This is a genomic window from Hymenobacter monticola (genome assembly GCF_022811645.1).
GTDB classification, from domain to species: domain Bacteria; phylum Bacteroidota; class Bacteroidia; order Cytophagales; family Hymenobacteraceae; genus Hymenobacter; species Hymenobacter monticola.
Window position 1 is genome coordinate 4,142,445 of the sequence record NZ_CP094534.1, and the last position, 26,436, is coordinate 4,168,880.

General features: G+C 55.0%; 26 protein-coding genes. 15 read left to right on the plus strand and 11 right to left on the minus strand.

Annotation, left to right across the window (positions count from 1 at the left end; all coding sequences use genetic code 11):
- Positions 1-25 precede the first annotated feature (25 nt).
- The 5 genes from MTP16_RS17165 to MTP16_RS17185 all read left to right on the plus strand — a co-directional run bounded on the left by MTP16_RS17165 (position 26) and on the right by MTP16_RS17185 (position 4,831).
- Positions 26-628: a sigma-70 RNA polymerase sigma factor region 4 domain-containing protein gene (locus MTP16_RS17165; protein WP_243512140.1), complete on the plus strand. Its 603-nt coding sequence runs from the start codon at positions 26-28 to the stop codon at positions 626-628.
- 115 nt (positions 629-743) lie between these two features.
- The gene (locus MTP16_RS17170; RefSeq protein ID WP_243512142.1) at positions 744-1,979 is read left to right on the plus strand and encodes a hypothetical protein; all 1,236 of its coding nucleotides are present in this window, start codon (positions 744-746) and stop codon (positions 1,977-1,979) included.
- Positions 1,980-1,986: 7 nt separating this feature from the next.
- The gene (locus MTP16_RS17175) at positions 1,987-2,424 is read left to right on the plus strand and encodes a three component ABC system middle component (RefSeq protein WP_243512144.1); all 438 of its coding nucleotides are present in this window, start codon (positions 1,987-1,989) and stop codon (positions 2,422-2,424) included.
- A complete protein-coding gene (locus MTP16_RS17180) occupies positions 2,421-4,337 on the plus strand; it encodes a DUF3732 domain-containing protein (protein ID WP_243512146.1) in 1,917 nt (638 codons plus the stop codon). Before MTP16_RS17175 ends, MTP16_RS17180 begins: the two co-directional genes overlap by 4 nt.
- 44 nt (positions 4,338-4,381) lie before the next feature.
- Positions 4,382-4,831 carry a DUF5675 family protein gene (locus tag MTP16_RS17185; protein ID WP_243512148.1) on the plus strand — a complete coding sequence of 150 codons (450 nt, stop codon included), beginning with the start codon at positions 4,382-4,384 and terminating at the stop codon, positions 4,829-4,831.
- Positions 4,832-4,874: 43 nt separating this feature from the next.
- Here MTP16_RS17185 and MTP16_RS17190 read toward each other — a convergent pair whose 3' ends face one another.
- The gene (locus tag MTP16_RS17190; protein WP_243512151.1) at positions 4,875-5,345 is read right to left on the minus strand and encodes a hypothetical protein; all 471 of its coding nucleotides are present in this window, start codon (positions 5,343-5,345) and stop codon (positions 4,875-4,877) included.
- A 150-nt stretch (positions 5,346-5,495) separates the two neighbouring features.
- Positions 5,496-6,302: a hypothetical protein gene (locus MTP16_RS17195; protein ID WP_243512153.1), complete on the minus strand. Its 807-nt coding sequence runs from the start codon at positions 6,300-6,302 to the stop codon at positions 5,496-5,498.
- A gap of 127 nt (positions 6,303-6,429) precedes the next feature.
- Between MTP16_RS17195 and MTP16_RS17200 the strand changes: the two genes are divergently transcribed.
- Positions 6,430-6,996: a hypothetical protein gene (locus MTP16_RS17200; protein WP_243512156.1), complete on the plus strand. Its 567-nt coding sequence runs from the start codon at positions 6,430-6,432 to the stop codon at positions 6,994-6,996.
- 7 nt (positions 6,997-7,003) lie between these two features.
- Here the strand turns inward: MTP16_RS17200 and terL are convergent, their stop codons facing one another.
- Both terL and MTP16_RS17210 read right to left on the minus strand, forming a co-directional pair.
- On the minus strand, positions 7,004-8,476 hold the full coding sequence (gene terL / locus MTP16_RS17205; protein WP_243512157.1) for a phage terminase large subunit: 1,473 nt from the start codon (positions 8,474-8,476) through the stop codon (positions 7,004-7,006).
- A gap of 2 nt (positions 8,477-8,478) precedes the next feature.
- Positions 8,479-9,087, minus strand: coding sequence for a hypothetical protein (locus tag MTP16_RS17210; protein WP_243512159.1), 609 nt, complete (start codon positions 9,085-9,087; stop codon positions 8,479-8,481).
- 895 nt (positions 9,088-9,982) lie between these two features.
- On the opposite strand from MTP16_RS17210, the gene MTP16_RS17215 reads away from it, so the two are divergent.
- Positions 9,983-10,168, plus strand: a complete 186-nt coding sequence (locus tag MTP16_RS17215; RefSeq protein WP_196284743.1) for a hypothetical protein — start codon at positions 9,983-9,985, stop codon at positions 10,166-10,168.
- 118 nt (positions 10,169-10,286) lie between these two features.
- Here MTP16_RS17215 and MTP16_RS17220 read toward each other — a convergent pair whose 3' ends face one another.
- Positions 10,287-10,778: a hypothetical protein gene (locus tag MTP16_RS17220; RefSeq protein ID WP_243512161.1), complete on the minus strand. Its 492-nt coding sequence runs from the start codon at positions 10,776-10,778 to the stop codon at positions 10,287-10,289.
- A gap of 158 nt (positions 10,779-10,936) precedes the next feature.
- On the minus strand, positions 10,937-12,457 hold the full coding sequence (locus MTP16_RS17225) for a DEAD/DEAH box helicase (protein WP_243512166.1): 1,521 nt from the start codon (positions 12,455-12,457) through the stop codon (positions 10,937-10,939).
- Positions 12,458-12,898: 441 nt separating this feature from the next.
- Between MTP16_RS17225 and MTP16_RS17230 the strand changes: the two genes are divergently transcribed.
- The gene (locus MTP16_RS17230; RefSeq protein WP_243512169.1) at positions 12,899-13,615 is read left to right on the plus strand and encodes an HAD family hydrolase; all 717 of its coding nucleotides are present in this window, start codon (positions 12,899-12,901) and stop codon (positions 13,613-13,615) included.
- 77 nt (positions 13,616-13,692) lie between these two features.
- Entirely contained in the window at positions 13,693-14,205 is a 513-nt protein-coding gene (locus tag MTP16_RS17235) for an NUDIX domain-containing protein (RefSeq protein WP_243512172.1), read from the plus strand.
- On the opposite strand, the gene MTP16_RS17240 is transcribed toward MTP16_RS17235, so the two are convergent.
- Positions 14,123-15,319, minus strand: coding sequence for a hypothetical protein (locus MTP16_RS17240; RefSeq protein WP_243512174.1), 1,197 nt, complete (start codon positions 15,317-15,319; stop codon positions 14,123-14,125). The genes MTP16_RS17235 and MTP16_RS17240 overlap by 83 nt on opposite strands.
- A 106-nt stretch (positions 15,320-15,425) precedes the next feature.
- On the minus strand, positions 15,426-16,016 hold the full coding sequence (locus tag MTP16_RS17245) for a hypothetical protein (RefSeq protein ID WP_243512176.1): 591 nt from the start codon (positions 16,014-16,016) through the stop codon (positions 15,426-15,428).
- Positions 16,017-16,245: 229 nt separating this feature from the next.
- Between MTP16_RS17245 and MTP16_RS17250 the strand changes: the two genes are divergently transcribed.
- From MTP16_RS17250 to MTP16_RS17265, 4 genes are all read left to right on the plus strand, one after another.
- Entirely contained in the window at positions 16,246-16,479 is a 234-nt protein-coding gene (locus tag MTP16_RS17250) for a hypothetical protein (RefSeq protein ID WP_243512179.1), read from the plus strand.
- Positions 16,476-17,387 (plus strand): UDP-2,3-diacylglucosamine diphosphatase, encoded by a 912-nt coding sequence (locus tag MTP16_RS17255; protein WP_243512181.1) that lies wholly within the window; start codon positions 16,476-16,478, stop codon positions 17,385-17,387. The genes MTP16_RS17250 and MTP16_RS17255 overlap by 4 nt, the downstream gene beginning before the upstream one ends.
- Positions 17,388-17,565: 178 nt before the next feature.
- Entirely contained in the window at positions 17,566-18,636 is a 1,071-nt protein-coding gene (locus MTP16_RS17260) for a glycosyltransferase family protein (protein WP_243512184.1), read from the plus strand.
- A 101-nt stretch (positions 18,637-18,737) separates the two neighbouring features.
- Positions 18,738-20,207, plus strand: coding sequence for a GH1 family beta-glucosidase (locus MTP16_RS17265; RefSeq protein WP_243512187.1), 1,470 nt, complete (start codon positions 18,738-18,740; stop codon positions 20,205-20,207).
- 70 nt (positions 20,208-20,277) lie between these two features.
- Here the strand turns inward: MTP16_RS17265 and MTP16_RS17270 are convergent, their stop codons facing one another.
- On the minus strand, positions 20,278-20,904 hold the full coding sequence (locus MTP16_RS17270) for a hypothetical protein (protein WP_243512189.1): 627 nt from the start codon (positions 20,902-20,904) through the stop codon (positions 20,278-20,280).
- A gap of 139 nt (positions 20,905-21,043) precedes the next feature.
- Here MTP16_RS17270 and MTP16_RS17275 point away from each other — a divergent pair, with 139 nt between their 5' ends.
- Positions 21,044-22,531 (plus strand): 3' terminal RNA ribose 2'-O-methyltransferase Hen1, encoded by a 1,488-nt coding sequence (locus MTP16_RS17275; RefSeq protein ID WP_243512192.1) that lies wholly within the window; start codon positions 21,044-21,046, stop codon positions 22,529-22,531.
- Here the strand turns inward: MTP16_RS17275 and MTP16_RS17280 are convergent, their stop codons facing one another.
- Together MTP16_RS17280 and MTP16_RS17285 are read right to left on the minus strand one after the other, a co-directional pair.
- Complete coding sequence (locus tag MTP16_RS17280; protein WP_243512193.1) at positions 22,532-22,855, minus strand: DUF4844 domain-containing protein; 324 nt, start codon at positions 22,853-22,855, stop codon at positions 22,532-22,534.
- A 144-nt stretch (positions 22,856-22,999) separates the two neighbouring features.
- Positions 23,000-23,557 (minus strand): hypothetical protein, encoded by a 558-nt coding sequence (locus MTP16_RS17285; RefSeq protein ID WP_243512195.1) that lies wholly within the window; start codon positions 23,555-23,557, stop codon positions 23,000-23,002.
- A gap of 69 nt (positions 23,558-23,626) precedes the next feature.
- Here MTP16_RS17285 and MTP16_RS17290 point away from each other — a divergent pair, with 69 nt between their 5' ends.
- A complete protein-coding gene (locus tag MTP16_RS17290; RefSeq protein WP_243512197.1) occupies positions 23,627-26,425 on the plus strand; it encodes a polynucleotide kinase-phosphatase in 2,799 nt (932 codons plus the stop codon).
- The last annotated feature ends 11 nt before the right edge of the window (positions 26,426-26,436 follow it).

A 26,436-nucleotide genomic window follows, 5' to 3' on the forward strand; every position in this document is an offset into this window, starting at 1 on the left:
TTCACCCTATCGCTGATAGATAGAGGTGAATAATAACATTACATCTGAGGAGTTCTTCAAGGCGTTCGCAGCCTATCGCAGCTCCTTCATCAAAGCAGTCACAGATACGCTCTACAAGCGAGGGAAAAGGTTCAGGAAGGAGGATATTGAGGACATCGTGTCAGAGGCTCTCCTGCAATTCGTATTGCGCTTAGAGACTGGTAAGATTGTGATACCTACCGTCGAGAAGGGGTATGCTTACATGATGCGTAGTTGTCTTTGGAATGGCAGAGATGAGTCAGACCGAGACATCAAGAGAAGCATTGCTCACCACAAAGCTTACAAAGAGTCCTCTCACCTAGACATGGTTGAGTGGAACGACTTTGAATTGGTTGAGGAAAAGACAGAGCAAGACCGACAGGACGAGAAGTACTCTGAACTACACACCGACCTCATGCTCTATCTGGAGCAGCTCATCATCGATGGTGTGTTCAGCTTCAAAGCGGTGAATATGTTCAAGTGCTACTTCTTGAATGGCTTCTCCTTCAATCAACTAGCGGAAGCAACGGGTTACAGCAAGTCCACCTGTTTCAAGTTCGTGGATGATGTGCGAAGGCATACTAGAGCACATGAATGGGTAGTCTCATAAATGGAATCGATGGTAATGCCAGATTTCTTGTAATATTGGGATCGGCTTCCATCACGATGAAGCCGAAAAGTCGTTTGTTATTTAGATGGTAAGGACCTATTGTATCAATAATTAAATGAGTGCACTCGTTAAGACAAGAAGCGATATTACTGCAGCTGACGACAAAGTCATTGGCTTTGAGTATCAGTTCTACTATTTTCTTCTTAGCCTATTGGATATCAATGAAGGTGAATCAGTTGGTTTAGAAGTCAAAGACGATGTTCATATTGATAAACCCAATGGTGTCACTGTTTTATTTCAACTCAAACATACAATAGATCCTGACGCTTCAAAACTTACTGAGTTAGATGACTCATTGTGGAAGACGTTGTACAATTGGGCGCTTGTTATAGATGAAGCAGGTGATACTGCTGCCCAATTTGATTTTTGTTATAAAAATACGTTTACCATCGTAACCAATATGGCAGTGGGAGCGAGGAATGCTTTCCTGGCTGATTTAGAGAAGCTTAAGCGTGAAGAGAAAAGTGTAGAGGACTTAAGGCTGGTAATCGAAGGTTTACATTCAAAAACGACTTCAGACACAATCAAAAGCTACTTGGCAACGGTGCTTAGCTTGGATAATAAAGTGCTGAAAGTATTTCTTAAGAAGCTTGAGATTGAAGACAGCTTTGACGATATCCACAACAAAATAATTGCGAGATTACACAAAATGATGGTCAATCCTGGAAAGATTGAAACCATACTTCGCATTATCGATGGTGGACTAAGAAGGCAGAGCTATGATTTTGTTAAAAATCGTCAAAAGATGATAATGACTTATGAAGAATTTCATAGGCGTTATCAAATTTTCTTCGATATGGGGCGAACCGATGACCTAATTGTTGAGGATTATGAATGTGATATAGAAAATCCCTTAGAGCAAACATTCATTAAACAGCTAATCGACTTAGGTGATATTAGTGTCGTTGATGATGAGAATATTATAGAATACACTGGGTTTAAACTAACTGTTTTTAATAATTTGATAAATTGGCTACAAAATGGTTTGATTGCAGAAATACATGTTGAAAAATTCAACAAGGATGCCGAAAGGCGATGGAAGAATGCATTTACAGCAGCGCATAGATTTTACAAGCCAGAAGAACCTGGGCTATTTGACGAAATAACTATTCCAGTTGAAATGGTCAAATTAGCAAGCCTTTGTCTTGACGAGGTAAGAAAAATAAATCTAGCAGTGAAGGGACAACAGCTAGATATAGAGTGGAGTAATGGGCAATTTTACCTGCTCTCTGATCAGCATAAAATTGGATGGCTCATCGATTGGCACGAAAGGTATGGCGCAGCTAAGTAATAAATATTTGTACAACAATACTGCAATTGGGATGATTGCGGTGCTTGCAACAATGCAGAATATCAATCGAATGGACATAGCAAATGTGCTACTGATTAATCCATTCTTATTGCACTCTGACACCCTTATGTCATTTAAGCCGAATTCAAATCTTCGCAGTATAGAAGAGCTTTTGGCTAAGCATCCTAAAACAGTTGTCAATTTTTCAGATCGTTATGAATCTTTATTAACTATGACAATGAATTGCCTCATAGTTGCAGTTGAGGCTGGGTTTGTCACAGTAGATGATGGATTTGTATACGCTACTAGTAAGCTTGAAACTTACGAATTCACGAATAACATCGGGCATAGGGCTAAAAGAATAATTAAAGCGAGTCCAATGTTAGCTAAAATCCTTCAGGCTGACAGCCTCTCACTCTACTACAACTTGCAGCTGCCCCTATGAATTTTAACATTAACCAAATAACCCTCTGGTTAGAGAGCGGGAAACGACAAGATCTCTACTTTCTGCCTAACAAGATTAATGTAATAACTGGAGGTAGTTCAACAGGTAAATCTACCATTTTAAAGATAATTGATTATTGTCTTTGCAAAAGTACAGGTAACAAGATACCCCAATCTATAATCAATGAGAACGTAAAGTGGTACGGGATTAACTTTACAATCAATGATAGCACGTTCACGATTGCTAGAGGGAAGCCTGTGGGTAGTGCGTCATCGAGTGACTATTTCTTCTCTTCCACAGGTGTTGTTCCCGATCTCCCTACTGCTGATATTGACGAGACTGCATTAAAACAGATTCTCGAAGAGCAATTTTCAATTGATTCGGAATTCACTTTCCCTTACGGTGGTAAGGTGATTCGTGCGGGCTCAAAAATATCCTTTCGGTATTTTCTGCTTTTTAACACTCAATCGGATATTGTTATAAATAATGAAGAGCAGTTTTTTGATAAAATCAATTCTAGCAGATATCGCGAGGCTCTGGACAGGATATTCTGGTTAGCGCTAAATTCGTCTACTCCAAGAAACGTATTGGTTACTGAAGAACTTAGCAAACAGAAGCGTGAACTCTTAGCCATCGCGAAGAAGGAAACTCTGTTCGAAAAACAAAGGCTTGTTTTTCACAACAATATTTTTGAACTTGTAGTAAGGGCACAGCAAGCTGGGCTCATTGAATCGGGCTTGCCTACAATGCAGGATAGCTTAGAGGTTTTGCGGGGCTTAGTGAAGAATTATTTGACAACATATAATCGTGAATCCCTAAAGGAAATTGATGAGCTTCAACAACAGCGCAGAGATTTGTTAAGAAAAATTAGAAACATTGATGTTTTTGAGAATAATTACGAAGAATATAAAAGGCTGATAGCTAATAATGTGGATAGCCTTCAGCCCGTAAGTGTATTAAGAAAAGGTTTGGCTGAATTAATACTCGCTCCTGCTGTTAGTGAAATATTTGAAAATTTAGAGGTCCGACTTGCGAAGCTCAAGTCCGAACTGCTTCGCAAAAAGCCGTTTCTGACTAATCTGAGTCAGGATAGAGCGAAATTAGAAAGTCAGGTGGCTGAGATTGATCAGCAGATAAAGGTTTTGCCAACTAGGTCAACTGATTTTGTAGATGAAGCTCACCGTCTTGTTCTGATTGGTGAAATAAAGGCCAAATTGGAGTTGTATACACAAGTGGCAGATGATCTTGACTTTACGGCTCAGAAGATGGCCATTGAAAGCTTAATCGATCAACTACAAGATGAAGCAAAAGCTACCAGTGAAAGCCAGAAAATCACCATAGATATCCTACAGGATAACATCCAGCGATATGTTTCAAAATCCAAAGCGCTGGGACAATACAGAAGCTATAAAGCTTATTTCAGCGAATCTGAAAAGGTATTGCACTTGAGGAGGCCGAATTCGGTAGACTTAGAGAATGTAGGAAGCAGTTCAAATTATTTGTTCTTGCACCTCTGCCTCTTCCTTGGCTTACACGACTTTGCTTTGCGAAAAAGCAGCCGATACATACCACAGTTTATGGTGTGGGATCAATTAAGTCGGCCCTATTACGAAGAGGTTAAGAAACGCAAACCAAATGTTGAAACGTATGATGATGTTGCTGATGAGGATTTTGTAAACGATGATCGCACTAAATTAAGTGAGGCATTCAAGCTGTTTGACGATTTCATAACGCGTGCTAATGACGAATACAAACAGAACTTTCAGTTTATAATTCTTGAGCATGTATCGCCTGAATTCTTCGATGGAATGGATATGAAAAATTTCCATTTGGTAGCTAATTTCAGAGATGGGAATGCCCTCATTCCTTTGGATGAAATTAAGCTCCCAGATGAAAGCGAGCCAGAAGATTAACCCCGATACATGATACATGACTAACATTAAAAGCCTCCATCATCATGATGGAGGCTTTTTTTATAGGTGGTAGATACCCCATGAAGTTAGAAGTTAAATCCTTAATCCACACTTTAAAGACAACAATCTCAGAACTCTATGTAGATGGCAGGTTTCAGTGTCATATCCTGGAGGATGTCACAAGAAAGACAACCGATAAGAAGGTTTATGGAGCAACTGCCATTCCTTGCGGCACCTACAAGGTGATCATCGACATGAGTAACCGATTTAAGAGGTTGCTGCCGCTGCTGGTTGATGTTCCAGGTTTTGTAGGTGTGAGGATCCACCCAGGCAATAAGGCCGCAGACACCGAGGGATGCCTGCTTCCTGGCACATACGATCCAAGTGTCAAGGATTGGGTCAGCAACAGCCGAGCAGAGTTTGACAAGCTGTTCAAGAGGATGCAGGCAAATACAAAAAAAGGAGAGGCGATCACCATTACTATAGACCGTTAAAACAAAAGCCCCTTACAGAGATTGTAAGGGGCTTTATTTATGATTACATGTAAGCTGGCCTGCCTACTTGAGCAAGGTTAACAATCCTTTGATGTTTGGCCATCTCTAGGCTGTTAATCAGCCCTACAACATATTCTCTCTTCATCCCGGTGGTTGCAAAGCCGATTCGAGCGCCGCCATCAGAAGCGATGCTCACCATATGCTTGCGCGTCATGAAGTAGGCCAAGATTAGAAAAGCGCCAACCAAAGCCCCTGCAAAGCCAATCAAAGATGCTTGTCCACCTTGCGTCAGACCTAATCCACCAGCAAGTGCGATAAGTGTTCCAATCACAAGTAGCATGGGTTGGCTATCATACCGAACTTCACAAGAGCTAACCTTTTCGAGCATCACCGACACGAGGTGTGCCTGCGAAGTGCTAGCCGCATGATAGCGGATTCGATGAGTCGTCAGAACGACAACATTATTGGGAGAGTGCATCACCACTTCTTCCCCTTGCAGTAGAAAGTTTTCCATCCCGGAAATATAAGGGGAATCTGAGCTACTTAATCACTCCAGCGAAGTGCATGATTGCAGCAATGCCATAAAGACCAGCCAGATCTAATAACCAGCCCCGCCAAGGAAGATCACTCATCCAATCTTCGAAGCCCTTGAAGCGCATTCCCGTTATCTCTTCACCCCTTTGACTGTTGCCGGAATTGGCTTTGAGCTAAGTTTTGGTAGTACAGGGTTATTTGCTGCAACAAGAGCCTCTAGATAACCTTTGGTAGTTCTTTTTGCCCACTCTAACTGATCCTTTTCCGCGTAGGAATAGACAAACACTATTTGTCTTTTTATTAATGCAAAAGATAGTGTGCCAGCCTTAATATCAACTATTTGTTTACCTTCAGTGTCATCAACGTTGTATTTAATAAACATACCATATGACAACCAAAGGGGACCTTCATCAAAACCCTTCACTGCTACCATGGATAAGGCCTTAAAATCGGAGTCGTATTCCATAAGCCGTATCAATTCGTCCTCCTTATCTACTAACTGCTTATTGACTTTGTCAACATATTGCGAATAAGATTCAGTGCTCTGTTTCTTTAATTTATCTTTAAATATTCGAATGATTTCCTTGTCTTCTATTGAAGGCGGTAATTCAAAATTTGTAAGGCTTTGCACCCTGATGAATTTAGCAGGATAAAGTAGCGTGTCAGCATTGAGATGCTTTTTCATTGAATCCTGCAAGAAGAACGCATTTAGCTGGCTCCCCTTTGGGGTAAGTAGGCTGGCATAATCATAATAGCGCTTCATCTCTGGCCTAACGCTGACAAATCCTGCTGGAGTAGGAAAATAAATTGACGATTTACCCACTCGCTCCGAATACATCTTTCCATTGGCTACATTAGAAGTGGACTGTGCATAGGCGCTACCAGAAACAAGAAGTGAGATAAAGAGGCTTATGGGAAAGGAGTAGTTGTGATTCATTCTGGAAAGTTACCACATCGCATGTTGCCACACCAAATGAACTAGCCTTCTTCCTAAGCTTTCTGCTCTCCCTAGTGTACTATTCTGATAGCTTGTTCGGAATCTTGCATCACCTTACCTTGCTGCTATGTTAGAGGGAAAAACTTACTTTTTGTTGAATGGCGAGTATGCCACCCGGATCGATTGGCACAACAGTTATGTTATCACTGAATCTGGAAGAGTATGGAGCATTGTAAACGATGAACCTGGGAAAGAGCTGGAAATTAGAAAATTTGAGAAAGGTGGCAAGCTGTATGTCTTGCACCCAAGCTACTATCACACTTGGCTATTTGGGAAACGCACTCCAGTATTGACAATTGATTTAGTTATCGATAGAAGCCCGTATGACGTTAAATTGGCTGTAACTGCGCCTCTTAAACTCAGGATGAAGTCTAGGATGAGGAAGGAGATAGAGTATTGCATACATGAATTGGTTGCTAAATACTTTATTACGAATCCAGAAGGGTATGAATTTGTCGAGCATATAGATCAGAATCGACTTAACAACCACTTCACCAATTTGCGATGGACTCCCTTTGACCCCAGAATGCAAGATCGCTATCAAGGATATTATTATAAAAAGCTGCCTCAACATTTAATTGATTTTGCTGAAGCTCATTATAACTCCGATGAGAAGAGTGGTGACCTAACTTAAAGTTAGGTCACCACGGACTACCATACCAGAAGCTGCTGCTACTCTTAATATGCTTGCACGCGTAGACAAAGGCATCAACTGTATCATCGTGGGCTGCAAGAGGGAAGGAGCAGATCTCTTCCAAGAAGTCTTCAATCCAATCCCCTTCGATCAAGAACACCCTGCCACCCTCCACCATCGGAGTGACTGACTCAGCCCTGACCACCTTGGCGTCACGGCCAGGCTGGACTTCCACGACATTCCAGGAGGTCTCAGCTTTCAGCTGACTGATCAGTGATTTCCCACTGCTCTTCCCTTCGATATGGACCTTGGAAGTGGAGGAAAGGTACTTAGGAAGCCACTCCTTCAGGAATCTGATCAGGTCTGTGAACACCTTTCTCTCTGCTATCACCTCCTTAATGTAGAGGTCTGCTCCAATCGTGGCAGCTAAGACGATGCCTGTCGCATCATTATCCTTCTTGTCGGTTTCTGCTGAGTCGATGAAGACGTTAAAGACTGGAGCCTTTCCATCACATCTGCTCCTGAAGTCTTCAGCTGAGATGTTCTTGAACCAGTCACGCTTGAACATCCCGCCTTCACTCTCTACAGCCCGCTGCATGAGCTGCTGAGAGTATCCTTTGCTTCCTAGAGAAGATTTGAAGTTGAGTAGCTCTGCTCTGGTGAAGCGGTCAGGCCAGAACAAGCCATCTACATACTTCTCCCTCAGCTCAACCGGCTTGATGTTGCGTGGGTCTTCGTCAGTGGCAGGGATGCAGATGTGGCGATACCCTTCAGGATTCTTCTTGAGCAGATGCCCTGATAGGTCGTTCTCATGCAGTCGCTGCATGATGATGATCCTGACACCAGTTCTGAAGTTGTTGAGACGTGAGTAGACTGTCCCGTTGTACCAGTCGTTCGCATTCTTGATCTCAACCTCTGAAGAAGCTCTTCTAGGGTCTATCGGATCATCAATCAGGATGACATCAGCTCCTTTACCTGTGACAGTACCTCCTACAGATGTTGAGACTCTGACACCTGTCTTCGTGTTCTCGAACCCACTCTTGTTGTTGTTATCCTTCTTGAGCTGAACATCTGGGAAGTGCTCTAAGAGCCAATCAGACTGGAGAAGGTCCCTGCTCTTGGTGGCCAGCTCTAGTGACAGGTCATTGGAGTAGGAGGCAGCGATGAACTTCATCGTTGGATACTTGCACCACACCCATGCCGGCCACACGACAGTACAGATCAGAGACTTTGAGCTTCTGAAAGGGATGTTGATGATGATGTCCCGCTGCTTGGTCTCCTTCCTTGCTATCCTCTCTGTCTCCTCTTGAAGCACATCACACAGGTACTTGACATGCCAGTTGTCTTGGTAGTCTGTGTTAGGTTCTAAGACCTTGAAAGCATCCTTGTAGAACTGGTAGAATGACTGCTTATAGATGGCCCTGTTGACTTCTAGTGGTGACGGAGGTAGGAGAGCTTCTTCCTTCTTCTTCCTCGGCACGGTTAGTCATTGCTCTCTTTGTTTTTCTCCAAGAGCTGACGCATCTGGAGCAATTCATCGACTGACCAGTTATCCAAGTTGTTGTGAACTGCAATCTGCTGTTTGGCTTCGATCCTAATAGGGGCATCATACCCTTTCACCTTAGCGATCGTGTTCATCAGCTTGATAGCTGCATCACGGTCACCACCTTTCATGGCATCTCGGTAGAGGAATTCCAGCTGTGTCAGGTAATCTTCTCTGCCATTCTCTTCACGCTCTGCTTTGGTCGCTTTCAGCTCTTCCCTGTACTGCTTCTGAAGAGCCTTGACATACCTCTGAGTGAGGGTGAATTCCTCCATCATCATGGCCACCCGGTCATGGTAGGGCACTCCCTTACCGATCAGATCTCTGATGTAGTTGAAGTAGAGTTGACGCTTCTCTTTATGGGCTGCCTTTGAGACAGCATTCATGGCTGCCACTCCCTTTGTGAGCTGAAGTGCAATTCTTGACTTGATTTGCTCTCTCAGAGCTTGTTCTCTGTTTATATTGCTGTCCATCTGGTAGTTATAAGCCAGGAGAGCAGGGGCATTCACAATAAAAAAACCTACCAACAGAGTCAGTAGGGTTTCCAACTCATGAAGAACATAATACTGTTACAGCTCAACTGCTTTAGTTATTGTGAGTCTAATATGCCTAGTTAGTCAGTAGTCATTTACACCAAAAAAACGCTGCGAAACAGGGTGTATCAGGTGCTCTACCATCTCTTCTACTGCTACTCTACCACACTCCAATCACTCCCATATGCTCTACCAACCTCTACCACTAGCTCACCACTATTCAGGCTGGTCAGCCCTTACTATATTGTGGGAACATTTGCAAGTGGTTAGTCCACTGTAGTAGAGGAACTTAACTATACTAACTGTTGTTGTGCTAGTGACAATCACTGTACTGTTATAACCGTGCTCTATTAGCGTACCCCATCCAAGGCTTTCACACTGGCAACCCTATCGACTCTGTTGGTAGGGTTTCTTTATGGGGCACTACTTTCGAGTCATGCTACTATTCAAGGTGTCGATCGATTATTTCATTCTCCTCATCGATGTTATCATTTTGGTGCTCGTGATAGCGGGGCTCAAATACGCATTTCATTATATTCACAGGCTAATCAAGGGCAGGAAAGGGGAGTAACAATCGTAAACCACTCCATTCAATAGGAAAGAGGCTCGTGGTTGCGCGTAAACACGCTTGGAGTGGATTTATATGGCCCTCACCTGTGCGCGCGGTGGTGAGCGAATAAGCCATTAATACAATTCCACTCCCTGATTCACGGATACAAGATTGATCAAGTGGATACAAGAAACGGATACAAACACGCTTATAAGCTCATCCTTATCACTGAGCTTTCGCACCTTCCCTCATTCAAGGGAGAAACGTAAGTGATTGGGGGAGCATCACTTGTAATCCGATCACCTGATAGAAAGCTTGTTGGAAGTTGCTCCATCACATTCGGGGAGTTACCTTCGCGGCATGAAACTGACTCGCACGAACCTTTGGTTGGCCGCCGCTACGGCCATGCTCCTGACGGCCTCCTGTTCCCAGGCCCCCGACGCCGCTGAAGCGGAGAAAGACCCTTCCGCCGACGCCGCCTACAAGCGCGCTCACCGGGCCGAAGGCTACCGCGAGGCCCAGCGCTCCAACGTCACCCGCAACTAAGTCTGCCGTCGGCCATTTGGGCCGGCCATCCAGTACCCTCGAAAAAGCAAAAGCCCCGACCAACAACTGGTCGGGGCTTTTGCGTGTGGCCGTAGGTGGCCGGTGTCGGGTGGGCGCGTTAGGCCTCCACGGCCGCCAGTGTGGGCGTGAGCACCGGGGCGGTTTCGAAGCTTGGCAGGCTGATGCCGGCCAGCAGGTCGCGCTCCAACAAGTCGGCCCAGGTGCGCAGGTAAAGCACCACGTCGTCGCGCTGGTTGTGGCGGAGGGCGTTGCGGCGCTCGAAGGGGATGGCGGCCCGGATGGTCGGGTCGGAAATGCGTTCGAGGTGGGAAAGGTCGCGGCGGCTGAAGCCGAGGGCCAGCATCTCGTCAATGGTCTGGTCGATGGGCAGGCCGCTGGTGGGGCAGTAGTCCACGAGCTGCCGCTCCCAGTCGCCATAACGCTGCATGGCGCGGGCGTGGATTTCGGCTTTGGTGAGGCGCGTGACGGTTTGGGCGAGGTGTCCGCAGTTGCAGCTGCCCATGTGGCCCCACTGGTAGGGCGCTTGGGTGGCGAGGCGCTGGGCCGTGTCGCGCAGGGCCTGAATGACGGGAAGCGTGGGCTGTGCCATTTTCAGTAGTCAGTAATAGGTATTAAGTATTCAGACCGGTTAGCCAAGACGGCAAGTGCGCGTCGGCAATCAGCATAAAAAGACAAACGGCCCGGAAAAAGTTTTCCGGGCCGTTTGCTATCGAGAAAGGCTGAGCAGAACGCTACAAGGCGCGCCCCCTAGAACGAGCCCCGGCGCGCGCCACCGGCGTCGCCGCGCCGCCGGCCACCGAGGTTCCGGTCGCCACCTTCGCGGTTGCCGCCCACGTTCACGCGGGCGCCGCCGCTGCCGAAGCGGCGGGCGGTATCGGACTGGCCGTTATTGGCCGGAGCAGCGGGCCGGCTGCGCTCGCCGCTGGGGCGGCCGCCGCCGTTGTTGCCGCTGCCGCTGGGACGCTCGCCGCCGCGGCCGCCGCCAGAGCGTGCGCCGCCCTGGCCACCGCCCGAACGACCACCGCCGCCATTGCCCCCCTCGCGGGGGCCGCGGGCCGGGCGCCCGGCCGGGCCCTTGGGCCGGATGATGCGTTCGTTGCCGTGCAGCATCACCGGCTTGATGCGGCCCGAGGCAAAAGGATGCTCGTCGACCTCAATCTGCCGGCTGATGAGCTTCTGGATGTCCTGCAGGTAGGCGCGCTCTTCTTCTTCCACGAAGGAAAACGCGGTGCCGAAGGCGCCGGCCCGGCCAGTGCGGCCGATGCGGTGCACGTAGGTTTCGGGCTCGTTCGGGATTTCGTAGTTGATGACGTGGGTCAGCTCGTCCACGTCGATGCCGCGGGCGGCAATGTCGGTGGCCACCAGCACGCGGGTGCTGCCGGCTTTGAAATTGGCGAGGGCGCGCTGGCGGTGGTTCTGGCTTTTGTTGCCGTGGATGGCTTCGGCCGGAATGGAATTGGCGGCCAGAGTTTTCACCACTTTGTCGGCGCCGTGCTTGGTGCGGGTGAAAACCAGCACGCGCTTGATGTCCTTGTCCTGCAGAATGTGGCGGAGCAGGGCGGGCTTGTCGTTATTTTCCACGAGGTACACAGACTGCGTCACGGTGTCGGCGGTGCTGCTGACGGGCGTCACGGCCACGCGCACCGGGTTGGGACGCAGGATGCTGGCGGCCAGTTCCTGAATCTGGCCGGGCATGGTGGCCGAGAAAAACAGCGTCTGGCGCTTGGCGGGCAGCTTGGGCAGGATGCGCTTGATGTCGTGGATGAAGCCCATGTCGAGCATGCGGTCGGCTTCGTCGAGCACGAACACCTCGATTTGGCGCAGGTCGACGAAGCCCTGATTCATGAGGTCGAGCAGGCGGCCGGGGGTGGCAATGAGCACCTCCACGCCGCGCTTGAGCGCCTGCACCTGCGGGTTCTGGCCCACGCCACCGAAGATAACCGTGTGGCGAATCTGGCTCAGGTGGCGGCCGTAGGCGCCAAAGCTTTCGTTAATCTGGATGGCGAGCTCGCGGGTGGGCGTGAGCACGAGGCAGCGAATGGCGCGGGGCGCGTGGTTGGCCACCTGGGCCGTGCGGTGCAGCACCTGCAGGATGGGCACGGTGAAAGCAGCGGTTTTGCCGGTGCCCGTTTGGGCCACGCCCAGCAGGTCTTTGCCTTCCAGCACGTGCGGAATGGCTTGTTCCTGAATGGGAGTGGGGTTGGTGTAGCCTTCCTCTTTGAGGGCTTTAAGAATGGGGTCAATCAGGTTTAAATCGTCAAACGTCATTCGAGTAGTAAGTAGTTAGCGCGGAGGCGATGATAGGCGCTCCGTCGTCAAAGTGTTGGCGAACAACTGTTCGCAAATGGAGTGGTTCAGCCTACGGAGTGGCGTAGGCCGTCATGGCCACGCCGGACGGGGCCAGGCGTGGGTGGGGTTGGCGGCTCGTCGGAGGCCGTCAGATTCCCGGTCTGAAGAGGAATGGGGTGAGGTGCGCTTACTTGCGGAGGCAGCCGAGGCGCGGGGCTTTGCCCGGCGCGGCCGGGCAGCGGGCTGCTCCGACGGCGGCCCTGGTAAATGCAAAGGTACAACACAGATGCGCCAATGCCGGTTCGGTCTTTAGGCCGCGGCTGTCAGCGGGCTTTTTGGGCGGTAAGTATTCTTGCCATCCGCGTCGCAAGCTGTCATCGGCCAATCGACCATTTAGACATGTCGCCGAAAATCGAAAAATTGTCTGCTCCCTTAACCACCGTCCTGTTCGATTTAGACGACACGCTGTTCGACCACATCGCCACCGCGCGGGCGTCGTTGCGGGCCAGCGCCAGTCCGCTTCCCTTTTTCCAAACCGTCGATTTCGAGGCCTTTTATCAGCGGTATAGTGAATTGTTGGAGGAAAACCACGCCCTGGTCATGGCCGGGCGCTATTCGTACGAAGAGGCCCGACGTCTGCGCTTTAAGCACCTGCTGGCCCCGTACTGGCCCAGCGCCACGGCTGCTGAGATAGAGGCCTTTGTGCAAGCCAATCAAACCCATTATCCCCGGATGCGCCAGCCCATGGCCGGCGCGCGGGCCCTGCTGCACGCCCTGAAGCCGCGCCACCGCATTGGCATCGTGACAAACAACCGCACCGCTGAGCAGGAGGAGAAGCTAACTTTCCTGGGCATGACCGACCTGGTGGATGCGCTCATTACCTCGGAAGATGTAGGGGTGCCCAAGCCCGACCCGCGGATTTTTGAGGTGGCGCTGCAACGCCTGGGGGCGCGGCCAGCGGAAGCCGTTTTGGTGGGCGACAACTGGCGGGCCGACGTGCTGGGTGCGCTGGATGTGGGTATCCGGCCCGTGTGGGTCAACCGGCTGGGCGTGGCGCGGCCTTTGGCCCACGTGGCCGAAATCACCAGTTTCGAGCCGCTGGAAGATGCCCTGCGCATCATTGTTGCCGCCTGTTAATGAAAGCCAAATGACTTTTTCTGTTGTTTTCCGTTCTTTGGGAGCCCGAGCATCCCTTTTTCATCCTTCCGCCCTTTATGCAAATCATTGAGCGCAGCCGCGTTTTCGACGGCCACTACAAAGTCAATCAACTCATTGTGCAGGACGGCGACGTGCAGCTTAAGCGCGAGCAGTTTGCGCCCGGCCGGGCCGTGGCCGCGCTGGTCTACGACACCGCCCGCCAGGTATACGTGCTCACCCGCCAGTTCCGCATCGGTCCCGAAAAGGAGATTCTGGAGCTGGCCGCCGGCATGATTGACAAAGACGAAGCGCCCGAAACGGCGGTGCGCCGCGAGATTCACGAGGAACTGGGCTACGAAATCGACCAGCTCGAAGAAATTGTGCAGATGTGGCCTTCGCCGGGCACCAGCTCGGAGGCCATCACCGTCTACTACGCCGAGGTAAGCCGCAAAACCGGCGAAGGTGGCGGGTTAGCCGAGGAAAATGAGAAAATTGAAATGCTGGATTTCACTTGGGACGCGCTAGTAGCGGAGCCTCTGCAGGATGCCAAGACGGTGATAGCCGTGCAGTGGGTGCGGCTGCGGCGGTAGGCAGCACCCGCCATGGCGTCATCGTTTCGGCGTGGAGAATTAATGCTTCGGCCAGCGGGCTGACGGGTAAGTCCACGAAGCGGACGCCGTAGTGCAGTTCCTGCGGGGTTTTTATTTCGCGGCTCCCGAAACTGATGACGCGGCGTAGGCGCTCGGCGTTGAGCCAGTCGCCTAAGGCCACGGCGTTGCCAAAGGCGAAGGCATTGGCCGGGATGCTGTAGCCGAGAATGAGCGGGCCGCTGTCGACGTCGCCTTCGCTGGTTTCGTAGCTGCCAGCCCGCTCGCGGTAGAGGCGAATGACCCCGAAATTGGTGCTGAACTGTTCTTGGTATCGACGGTACTGTTCAGCCGCGTAGGCCGGGGCAAAGCGGTAGAGGAAGAGAATGCTCCAGCCCAGGTGCGAGCCGCGCGGCTCTTCGGCGGCTTGGTGGCGGGTGGCCGGTTTGGAGAGCAGCAGGCCGGTTTGCGGGTCGGTGAGGTGCTGGCGGGCGTAGGCCACCCACTGCTGGCAAAACGCACGGTAGGAGCTGCCCGTCAGCTCGCTGTTCAGCTGCAGCGAGGCCAGAGCCACGGCATTGTCGGGCACCCACACGCCGCCGGGGTACGATTCGAGGCAATGATTGGGGGCGGCGGCCAGCCGGCGGTGCAGCGTGGACGATAAGGAATCGTGCAGCGCCTGGTAGGGCGAGGCTGGGTCGAGCAGGCGGTGGCAGCCCAACATCAGGTTGAGGTGGCCGAAGTAGAGCACCGACGTGACCGAGTCGGGCGCAACGATGGCATCGGGGTTTTGAAAGGCCTCCTTGATGCTACCGCTGAGCATTTTGGCGATGGCTAGCTGGGTGTACCGCGCGGCTTCGGGCCGGAAGGAACTATCCAGCTGGGCTATGTTTGTGAAGGCATACACCGCGTACGACAGAGAAAACAACGACCATTCGGTATTGCCCAGCGCGTTCAGCTCCGCGGAAGCAGTGTCGGGCGTGCTGATGATGCGCTCCAAATATTGCGCCTTTTGCCGAAGATTGGAAGCCAGCGGGTAGTGGTAGCTGGGTAAGCTAAAGCAGCCCCAAAGCAGCAGAAGCAACAACACGGTGAAAAGCCGCTTTCGATACTTCATGGAATATTATTGCCCGCTTCGCCTCGTTGTTGTAACGGAATCAAAAATAAGGGCGACACTCGCGCTAACGAATGTCGCCCCAATTAATTGACTGCAGCGTTGTGGCTTACTGCGCCGCTGGCAGCGTCAGGGTATAGTCGAAGGTTTGGTACAGTTTGACGTCGCGGATGCTGATGCTGAGCTCCTGCGGGTCCATTTTGGGGAAAGGCAGGACGGTTTTGCCCTGGTAGAGGTCGCGGCCGAAGAAGCGGCCGGTGCCGGCCGGCAGCGTTTGGGCGAAAACTTCCTTGCCGGCTTTGTCGGTGGCGGTGAGGGTCAGGTTGGACATTTCCACGCCTTTGGGGCCTTGGCGGTGCACCGTAACCACCAACGCGCCGCCGGGCGGGATGGCTGCCACGCGACGCTGATAGGTGGTGTCGGCCCAGTCTTTGAGCTTGCGCAGGGCCTCGATTTCCTTGAGCATATCGGCCGCCGAGCGGTAACCGAGGCGGGTAAATGAGCCGTCGACTTCCTGTTCTTCATCGGTGTTCTTGGTTACGTTCTGCACGTAGGGCGACTCCGAATCTTTCTGGGCAAAAGTGTAGCGCTTGCGTCCTTTGGCGGCCTTGCCAGTGGGCTGGGCCAGCACCGAGCCGGCGGCCAGCAGGAACAGGCCCAGGAAGAACAATTGCCGCGCCGCGCGGGGTAGAAACTGCATAATATAAAGGTTGGTCAGGAATGAAATAAGAGGACGAAAACGCATGAATAATTGCGTGGGCAAAGAACGGAAAAGCTGACTGGAATCCGATAACGTTAAGCTTAACTAAAATTGGACTGATGTAGGCTTGATGTAATTGATTTAAGGATAATATGGCCGTAAACAAGGCATCATGCGGAGAAAGGAACTTTGAAAGCAGGATTATTCACTGGTTCTAACCCTTCCTGCTATGTACTTCCCGGCCTTGATTTCGGGGCTGCGCCGCCTGGGGCGCTGGCTCGTGTACGAACTGTTTCAGGTGGCGCTGTGGGTGGCGTTTGTGCTGCATACGCTGGGCAGCCTGCGCTCGGCGTTTGGGGGCGGCGGGGCGCTGGGCCGGCTGCGGTCCGGACCCGCCATTCGGCCGCGCCGGAGCAAAGGTCCGGCGCGGGGCGGCCGTTTCACCCAAGCCGCAGCCGCATGAGGACGGCCACCCTTTCCTTGGACGCCGGCAGCGAAAATACGCTCCGGCCGCGCCGCAAGCGCCGGGTGCAGGTGGCCGTCATCTCCGACGTGCACCTGGGCACCTACGGCTGCCACGCCCGCGAGCTGCTGCGCTACCTCAGGAGCATCCGCCCACAGGTGCTAGTGCTGAATGGCGACATCGTGGACATCTGGCAGTTCAGCAAAAACTACTGGCCGCCGGCCCACATGCGGGTGGTGCGCTACCTGGCCGGGCTGGCTGCCAAAGGCGTGCGAATCCATTACCTCACCGGCAACCACGACGAACTGCTGCGCAAGTTCGCCGGCCTGAAGCTGGGTCATTTCCGGCTCGCCAACAAGCTGGTGCTCGACCTGCCGCACGGCCGTACCTGGCTGTTTCACGGCGACGTGTTCGACGTGACCATGCGGCACTCGCGCTGGCTGGCCAAGCTCGGCGGCCACGGCTACGACCTGCTGATTCTGATTAACCGCCTTGTAAACTACGGTTTGGTCAAGCTGGGCCGGCCCCGCGTGGCCCTGAGCAAGCTGGTGAAGGAGCGGGTGAAAACCGCCGTGGCGGCCGTGAGCAATTTTAAGGAAACGGCCGCCGCCATTGCCGCCGACGAGGGCTACCGCTACGTGGCCTGTGGCCACATTCACCAGCCCGAAATCAAGCCCCTGACCACCGAAAAAGGGGAGGTGACCTACCTGAATTCCGGCGACTGGGTGGAAAACCTGACGGCCCTGGAATACACCGCAACCTCTGGGTGGCAGCTCTATTACTACAACGAGGACCCCGCCATGCAAGCCTCGTCGGAAGCCGAAGCCGCCGAAGCCGCGGACGAGCTGACCGACGCCGACCCGGCCGCGCTGCTGGAAGGGCTGTTGGTGGAATTCAAGATTAAATAGGTGTTGGGTGTCAGTTGTTGGGTTTTAGGTACTGGGTATTAGGTATTGGGCGTCCTAATCAAAGCTAAATGCATTCTTTTATGCTTCGCAATAAATGCTCAGCAACAAACCCCCAACACCTGAAACCTAATACCTAACACCTAAAGCCCAACACCGAACACCGACTACCAACCGATTAATGTCCCGCATCCTCTACGCCATCCAAGGCACCGGCAACGGCCACCTGAGCCGCGCCCTCGACGTGGTGCCGCTGCTGCGCAGCCGCTGCGACCAGCTCGATATTCTGGTGAGCGGCCCGCCGGCCGATTTGCCACTGCTGTTTGACGTGAAGTATCGAGCCCAGGGCATGGGCTTTCTATTCGGCAAAAAGGGCGGCATCAACTTCGTAAAAACCTTCTGGCAATTCAAATCGGCCAGATTCGTGAGCGAAGTCCGCCACCTGCCGGTAGAAAGCTACGACTTGGTCATCAGCGACTTCGAACCGGTGAGCAGCTGGGCCTGTAAGCTGCGCGAAGTGCCCTGCGTAGCCCTCAGCCACCAGAGCGCCGTGCTACACCCCGCCGCCCCGCGCCCCGACCGGGAAGAACCCGCCGGCCGCGCCGTGCTGAAGCATTACGCGCCCAGCACCGCGCAATACGGCTTTCATTTTCAGGAATATGGACCGGGTATTTCTACGCCCGTCATTCGCCAGCAAGTGCGCGAACTCAACCCTACCAACGAGGGCCACTACACGGTGTACCTGCCAGCCTACGAAGAGGAAATACTGGTGGAGCGGCTGCAGTACCTGAGCCGCAGCACGCGCTGGGAGGTGTTCAGCAAGCACAGCCAGGAGCCGGCCGAATACGGCAACGTGCGCGTGTGGCCGGTAAGTGGCGCGGCCTTTCTCGACAGCCTGGCCCGCTCGGCGGGCGTGCTGTGCGGGGCCGGCTTCGAAACCCCTGCCGAGGCACTGTACCTCGGCAAAAAGCTGCTGGTGATGCCCATGAAGCAACAATACGAGCAGCAATGCAACGCGGCGGCGCTGGCCCGGATGGGCGTACCCGTCATCAAAAACTTTAAGGAGAAGCACCTGGACAAAATAGACCAGTGGCTGCACCGCGACGAAACCGTGGCCGTAGACTACCCCGACCACACGGCCGACGTGCTGGATGCACTGCTGCGCGAGCAACTACCGGGCAATGGTGCTAAGGCCGTAAACGCTAAAAAAGAACATCACGCAGCGCGCCGCGAAGCATCTTTACCTCAATAGTAATTTCTTGCGATTGAAATGCGTTGCGTGGTAGGGACGCTTCGCGGCGCGCTGCATTACAGTCCAAGTTCCTTTCTAAATGCTCCTTCCGCGCCCCGCGCATGATGCACCTACCACCCCGCTACGACGAGCCGCTGCCGGCGGCCTTTTTCCCAGCTTCGGCGCCGCTGCCTTTTTCTCGTACCGATTTTGGACCGGATTTTCGGTGGGGGGCCTCGGCGGCGGCCTACCAGACGGAGGGCGCGTGGCAGCACCAGGGCAAGGGGCCCAGCATTTGGGACGATTTTACGCGCCGCAAGGGCGTTATTCGGCGCAACGAGCACGGGCGCGTGGCGGCCGACTTCTACAACCGCTACGAAACCGACCTCGACCTGGCCAGCAGCATGGGCCTGACCGATTTCCGGTTCTCGGCCGCGTGGTCGCGGGTGCTGCCCGAAGGCACGGGCGCCGTGAACCGGCGCGGCCTCGATTTCTACGACCGGCTGGTGGATGCCTGCCTGGAGCGCGACCTGCGCCCCATGCTCACGCTCTACCACTGGGACCTGCCCAGCGCCCTGCAAGCCAAAGGCGGCTGGACCAACCGCAGCATCGTGGGCTGGTTTTCGGAGTATGCCCAGCTCATGGCCCGCCGCCTCGGCGACCGGGTGCCGCACTGGGCCGTGATTAACGAGCCGATGGTGTTTGTGGGGGCCGGCCACCTGCTGGGCATCCACGCACCGGGCCGGCGGCACCTGGGGGCGTTTTTGGCGGCGGCCCACCACGCCACGCTGGCTCAGGCCGAGGGCGGGCGCGCCCTCCGCGCCTTATTGCCTGATGCAGCCGAAATCGGGACCACGTTTTCGTGCTCCTACCTCACGCCGCACCGCCCCGGCAACGGCTCCGACGAAGCCGCCACTCGCCGCGCCGACGCTGTGCTGAACCGCTTTTTTGTGGAGCCCACCCTCGGCCTGGGCTACCCCACGGCCGAGTTGCCGGCCTTGCGCTGGCTGCTGGAACGCTACCAGAAGCCCGGCGACGAGCAGCGCATGGCCTTCAATTTCGACTTCTGGGGCATTCAGAACTACACCCGCGAGGTGGTGAAATTCTCGCCCTGGCTGCCGCTGCAATGGGCCGCACTGGTGCCCGCCAAGCAGCGCGGTGTGCCTTATACTGACATGGGCTGGGAGGTTTACCCAGAGTCTATTTACCAAATGTTGAAACAGTACGGCGCTTACCCAAATGCGCCAAAACTGCTGATAACGGAAAGTGGCTCAGCGTTCCCAGATGCGGCAACGGACGGGCGCGTGCACGACACCGCCCGCCGTGCCTACCTGCAAGCGGCCGTTGGCCAGGTGCTGCGGGCCAAGCGTGAAGGGGTAGACGTTGGCGGCTATTTCGCCTGGAGCCTGACCGATAATTTCGAATGGGCCGAGGGCTACGGCCCGCGCTTTGGGCTGATTCACGTCGACTACGAAACCCAAGAGCGGATTCTGAAGGACTCGGGGCGCTGGTACAAGAAATTCCTGCGCGGCGCGGTGCTGGAGAGCAATGCGGCGCTGGCCGCTCAGGCCGGGACGGTTCAGCCGCGCTGAAGGGGGCATGATGCGCCTAAAAAGCACGTCATGCCGAGCGCAGCCGAGGCATAGCCGGCAGGATAGCAGATTACAGCAGCATGTCGCGGCAGCTGAGAAACTTCTCAATCAGCTGTTCCGGCTGTTGCTCGTCGAACTCCCCAAATCCCAGCACAAAGGCCGGGGCAGGCTGCACGAATTTGATGGCCGCGTTCACCTCTTTCAGGTAGGCGTTGAGGCGGTTCTTGTCGCCATCGGCAAATTCGGCGTCCCAGCGCAGCAATTCCGGGTCTTTGCGCACTAGGAAGGGAATAACGAAGGGGACGAAGCGGCCGAAAATGGGGTTTTCGTCGGTGGTCAGGCGGGTGTCGGGCCAAAGGTGGAACTCGGCAAATGAGGCCGGCGGCACCACCACAAACTGCGCCTTTTCCAGGGTCATCTCCGCGAACATTTGCAGGCGGTTGGGCTGGGCGTAGAACTGCGCATAGGCCGTATACCATACCGTGATGCCGGCTTGGTTCACCAACTGGTAGGGGTGAAACGAGCTGGCAATGCCCAGCCCGCCGTGTTTGCCAATAACGAGGTTGTACAGCTCGCCAAACTTCGTTAAATCAGAAGATTGCTGGTAAGGCTGATTGGTGAGGCCGTAAAGATAGAAGCTGGCGAAATCGTTGAGGGACGGGCCGGTAGGAGCGGCAGGAGGGGTGGTGTCGGACACGGAAAACAGCGCAGGTGGAAGGAGGGAAGCGAGCCAAAAATCGGCCTGATTGACTACAAACCTACTTCGTAGCCGCCAACCCGGCCTGCTGTCGGGCGTGCCCGTGCTACATTCGACCCTCTGAATTTTTCTGCGCTGCATGCTCCTCACCATCTCCACCACCTACCAGCCGGCCACCGACCTCGGCTACTTGCTGCACAAGAACCCCGCGCGCCTGCAAAGCATCGAGGTAGCCGGCGGCCAGGCCCACGTCTTCTATCCCGAAGCCACAGCCGAGCGCTGCACGGCAGCCCTGCTGCTCGACCTCGACCCCGTGGGCCTCGTGCGCGGCCGGGGCGGGGCGTCGGGCGAAGGCTTCGCCCTGGAGCAATACGTGAACGACCGGCCCTACGTGGCCTCGTCCTTTTTGAGCGCGGCCCTGAGCAAAGCCTTCGGCACCGCCATGAACGGCACTTGCAAAGAACGCCCAAACCTGCCCGCCCAGGCCCTGCCGCTGGCCGTGAAAGTGGCCGTGGTGTCGGCGCCCGGCCCCGACTGGCCGCGCCGCCTCTTCGAGCCGCTGGGCTACGAGGTCGAAATCGAAACCACCCCGCTCGACCCCACCGTGCCGGAGTGGGGCGACAGCCGCTACTACACCCTGCACCTGCGCCACGCCGGCCTGCGCCTGCAAGACGTGCTGACGCACCTCTACGTGCTGCTCCCGGTGCTCGACAACGACAAGCACTACTACATCGGCGAGCACGAGGCCGAAAAGCTGTTGCACCGCGGCGGCGACTGGCTGCCCCAGCACCCGGAGCGCGGCTTCATCACGCGCCGGTATTTGCGCTATTTGGCGGCGTATGTGAATCCGACGCTGGAACGGCTGCTGGAGGGGGATGAGGACCTGACGGAAACCTCACCCCCTGACCCCCTCTCCTCGGGGAGAGGGGACACCGGCCATGCTCCAGGCGATGTTGTTGGCGAAGAAAATCGTCCGGCTCCCCCTCTCCCCGAGGAGAGGGGGCCGGGGGGTGAGGTTAAATCGTTGCACGACCAGCGCCTCCAGCAAGTAGCCCACGAAATCTACCAACTGGCCCCCACGCGAGTGCTCGACCTGGGCTGTGGCGAAGGCAAGCTGCTGCGCCTGCTCCTGCGCCAGCCCAAAATTGAGTACATCCTCGGCATGGACGTGTCGCACCAGGCGCTGGCCCGCGCCGCCCAACGGCTGCACCTCGACGAGATGCCCCCGCGCCAGCGCACCCGCATCGACCTCATCCAGGGCTCGCTGCTCTACCGCGACGAGCGCCTCGCCGGCTTCGACGTGGCGGCTCTGGTCGAAGTCATCGAGCACTTGGATGAAAACCGCCTCGCCGCCCTCGAAGCCGTGGTGTTTGGGCAGGCCCGCCCGGCGCACGTCTTCGTCACCAGCCCCAACGCCGACTACAACCAGCTCTTCGAGAAGCTCAACGCCGGCGAATTCCGCCACGACGACCACCGCTTCGAATGGTCCCGCGCCGAGTTTGCCGCCTGGGCCGCCGGCGTGGCCGAGCGGCACGGGTATCAGCTGCGGCTGGTGGGGATGGGAGAGGAGGTGGAAGGCGTGGGCGCGCCCTCGCAGATGGCGGTGTTTGTGAAAAAGGATGCTTGATTAAATCAGCAAATCACTACAATTGACGTTTACCAATTTTGCTAATTCACATTGAACGTCAACAATGTATTCTCGCTCCTCAGTATCAAAATCATAATTGTCTCGCTCGTCGAAATAATCCTGGACTTTCTCTTGTAAATCAGCAGGTTCTGTGATGTCATTAGAAATTTGAGCAATCAAGAAGTCTGCAAATTCAGTTACAGCCAGATTCATCCCTTTGCGGATATCATCATCCGAAGGCATTAGGCCGCGGGTTTCCCAATCTTCTATAGGAAAATTATCACGAGTCTTGTAAGCTTCAATCTGGCTGATAATATCATTCATGAGTCGATTGTCTTTTGTGGTTAAGCAAAGCTAATGGCGCATTTTTAAGTGTCAACGGTCAACTGAAAATATAGGATAGGTTAATCAGGTTGGGTCGAAATGCGCTTTCGTGGGCACCAGTGCAGTATTTACCCATTAGGGAAATTATTCCTCCAAAATTCTGTGATAAACAATTTGCTGCTCGGATTTTCTATCCTGTCTGAAACGCGCAGCTTTTTCTGGCTTAAACCAGTTCCGAGTGTCTGAACTGAAACCCATTCCTCCACTGCTGCCATAATCAGCTAGTACTGAGCCCTGTTTAGTCATAAGCCCCTTCATATAGCAAATTTCTTGGCCACAATCGTGCCTCGAGTATGTGCCAAAATTTCGGTGTTTCAGCTTCTTGCTTTTTAATATTCGCTGCTGGTTTTGTCGAATGTCGTCCCAAGCCTGACTGTCATCGGCTATGGTTAATGTTTCGCCTAACGTATTCACCTTAAAATAGGTCTTGGGGTCTTTCAATTGCAGAAACTCAAACGTATTCGCAAACGCCCCAACTGCTACTCTCCGAAGCTCCAGTTTCTCTTCGAGGCTGAGTTTCGTGGTTTCCACGATGGAACGAAATAGCCCAAGCGTGTTGAAATCCGTGAACTTCTTGTGGTTCTCAATCAGGTGCAGATACTCGCCGAAGGTGAGCGTGTTGAATTGCTTGCCGACTTTCATATTTCTACCTCAATAATGGGTGGTTGTGCCTAATCTTGTATTCAGCAATTTTACGCCGATTCCTTTCCAATGCCCCAAGATACCCTCAAGCTCCCCGAACTCTCCCTTATCCTCCTCATCGGCAGCACGGGCGCAGGCAAGTCCACGTTTGCGCGGCGCTTGTTCAAGCCCACGGAAATCGTGTCCTCCGATGCCTGCCGGGGCCTGGTGGCCGACGATGAAAACGACCAATCGGCCAGCAAGGACGCTTTTGAGCTGCTGCACTACCTGGTGGCCAAGCGCCTGAAGCGCGGACTGCTCACCGTGGTCGATGCCACCAACGTGCAGGCCGAGGGCCGCAAGCCCTTGGTGGCCCTGGCCCGGCAGTACCACGTGCTGCCCGTGGCCATCGTGCTCGACGTGCCGGAAAGCGTGGCCCACGAGCGCAACGCCGGCCGCCCCGACCGGCGCCACATGGGCCCGCACGTGGTGGCCCGCCACCGCCAGGACCTGCGCCGGAGCCTGCGTAGCTTGAAAGAGGAAGGATTTCGGCACATCCACCACCTGCGCAACGTGGGCGAAATTGACGCCATCCAAAGCATCACCCGCGACCGGCTCTACAACAACCGCAAGGAAGAAACCGGCCCCTTCGACATCATCGGCGACATCCACGGCTGCTACACGGAGCTGCGTGCGCTGCTGGAGAAACTGGGTTATCAGATTACGGAAGAGCCGATTACGGACGTGCGGGATTTGGGCGTGCGCGTAACCCCACCCCCCGGCCCCTTCCCCTCCGGGAGAGGGGGAGCCGAGCGTCAGCAGGCCGTTGCTTTTGGACAGGCTGGTTTCGAACAAGAAGAATTACCAACCGCAAGTGACCTAACCAGCGAATCGTCTGGCTCCCCCTCTCCCGGAGGGGAGGGGGCCGGGGGGTGGGGTCACCGCAAAGCCGTTTTCCTCGGCGACCTCGTGGACCGCGGCCCGGCCTCCCCGCAGGTGCTGCGCCTCGTGATGAGCATGGTGCGCGACGGCATCGCCCTCTGCGTGCCCGGCAACCACGACATCAAGCTCCTGCGCCACCTCAACGGCAAGAAAGTCACCGTCAACCACGGCCTGGCCGAAACCCTGGCCCAGCTCGAAACCGAGCCCGAAGCCTTCAAAAGTGAGGTGCGGCGCTTCCTCGACGGCCTGGTGAGCCACTACGTGCTCGACGGCGGCAAGCTGGTGGTAGCCCACGCCGGCCTCACCGAGGAGATGCAGGGGCGCGGCTCGGGCGCCGTGCGGGCCTTCGCGCTGTTTGGCGAAAGTACCGGCGAGATTGACGAATTCGGCCTGCCCGTGCGCTACGAATGGGCCTGCGAGTACCGAGGCCGCGCCATGGTGGCCTTCGGCCACACGCCCGTGCCCGATGCCGAATGGCTCAACAACACCATCGACCTCGACACCGGCTGCGTGTTCGGCGGCCGCCTCACCGCCCTGCGCTACCCCGAGCGCGAACTCGTGGCTGTGCCCGCCGCCCAGGTCTACTGCGAGCCCGTGCGCCCGCTCAACTACCGCGCCCTCCAGCAGCAAGCCGAGCTTGAAAATACTCCAAGCACCGAGCACCAAGCACCAAACACCAACTCGGCCCAGCACGAAAACGACGACCTGCTCGATATACGCGACGTTACCGGCAAGCAGTTCATTGAAACCCGGCTGATGCGCGGCGTCACCATCCGCGAGGAAAACTCCGTGGCCGCCCTGGAGGTGATGTCGCGCTTCGGCCTACACCCCAAGTGGCTGCTGTACCTGCCGCCCACCATGTCGCCCACCGAAACCTCGGCTCTGCCCGACCTGCTCGAACACCCCGCCGAAGCCTTCGACTACTACAAGCGCCTCGGCGTGGAGCGCGTGGTGTGCGAAGAAAAGCACATGGGCAGCCGCGTGGTCGTGGTGCTGGGCCGCGACGAAGCCGCCATCCAGCGCCGCCTCGGCCTCGTGGGCGAGGGCATCGGCAAGGTCTACACCCGCACCGGCCGCAACTTCTTCACCGATGCTGTCCTCGAAACCGCCTTCCTCGCCCGCCTGCGCGACGCCCTGAGCACCGCCGGCTTCTGGGAGAAATTCGACACCGACTGGGTCTGCCTCGATGCCGAGCTGCTGCCCTGGTCAGCCAAAGCCCAGGAGCTGGTGAAAAACCAGTACGCCGCCGTGGCCGCCGCTGCCCTCGCTGCCCTGCCCCAGGTCGAAGCCGCCCTCGCCGAAGCCGCCGCCCGCAACCTCGACGGCGCCGAAGCCCTCCTGGCCCGTACCACCGCCCGCCACCAAGCCGCCGCCCACTACGCCGATGCCTACCGCCGCTACTGCTGGCCCGTCCTCTCGCTCGACGACCTCAAGCTGGCGCCCTTCCACTTGCTCGCCACCGAAGGCCGCACCTACTTCGACCGCGACCACGCCTGGCACATGGAAACCCTGCGCACCCTCGCCCTGGCCGACCCCGGTCTGCTCCGCGCCACGCCCTACCGCGTCGTCCCCCTCCAGGACCCCGCCGAAGTCGAAGCCGCCATCCAGTGGTGGACCGACCTCACCGCCGCCGGGGGCGAAGGCATGGTGGTGAAGCCCTACGACTTCGTGCCCCAGGGCAAAGGCGGCCTGCTCCAGCCCGCCCTCAAATGCCGGGGCCGCGAGTACCTGCGCATCATCTACGGCCCCGACTACCTGCTGCCCGGCCACCTCGACCGCCTCCGCCAGCGCAACGTGAAAGCCAAGCGCAACCTCGCCCTGCGTGAATTCGCCCTCGGCGTCGAAGGCTTGGAACGCTTCGTGGCCGGCCAGCCCTTGCGCCGGGTGCATCAGTGCGTCTTCGGTGTATTGGCGCTGGAAAGCGAGGCCGTGGACCCGCGGCTGTGATTTGTAGCGTG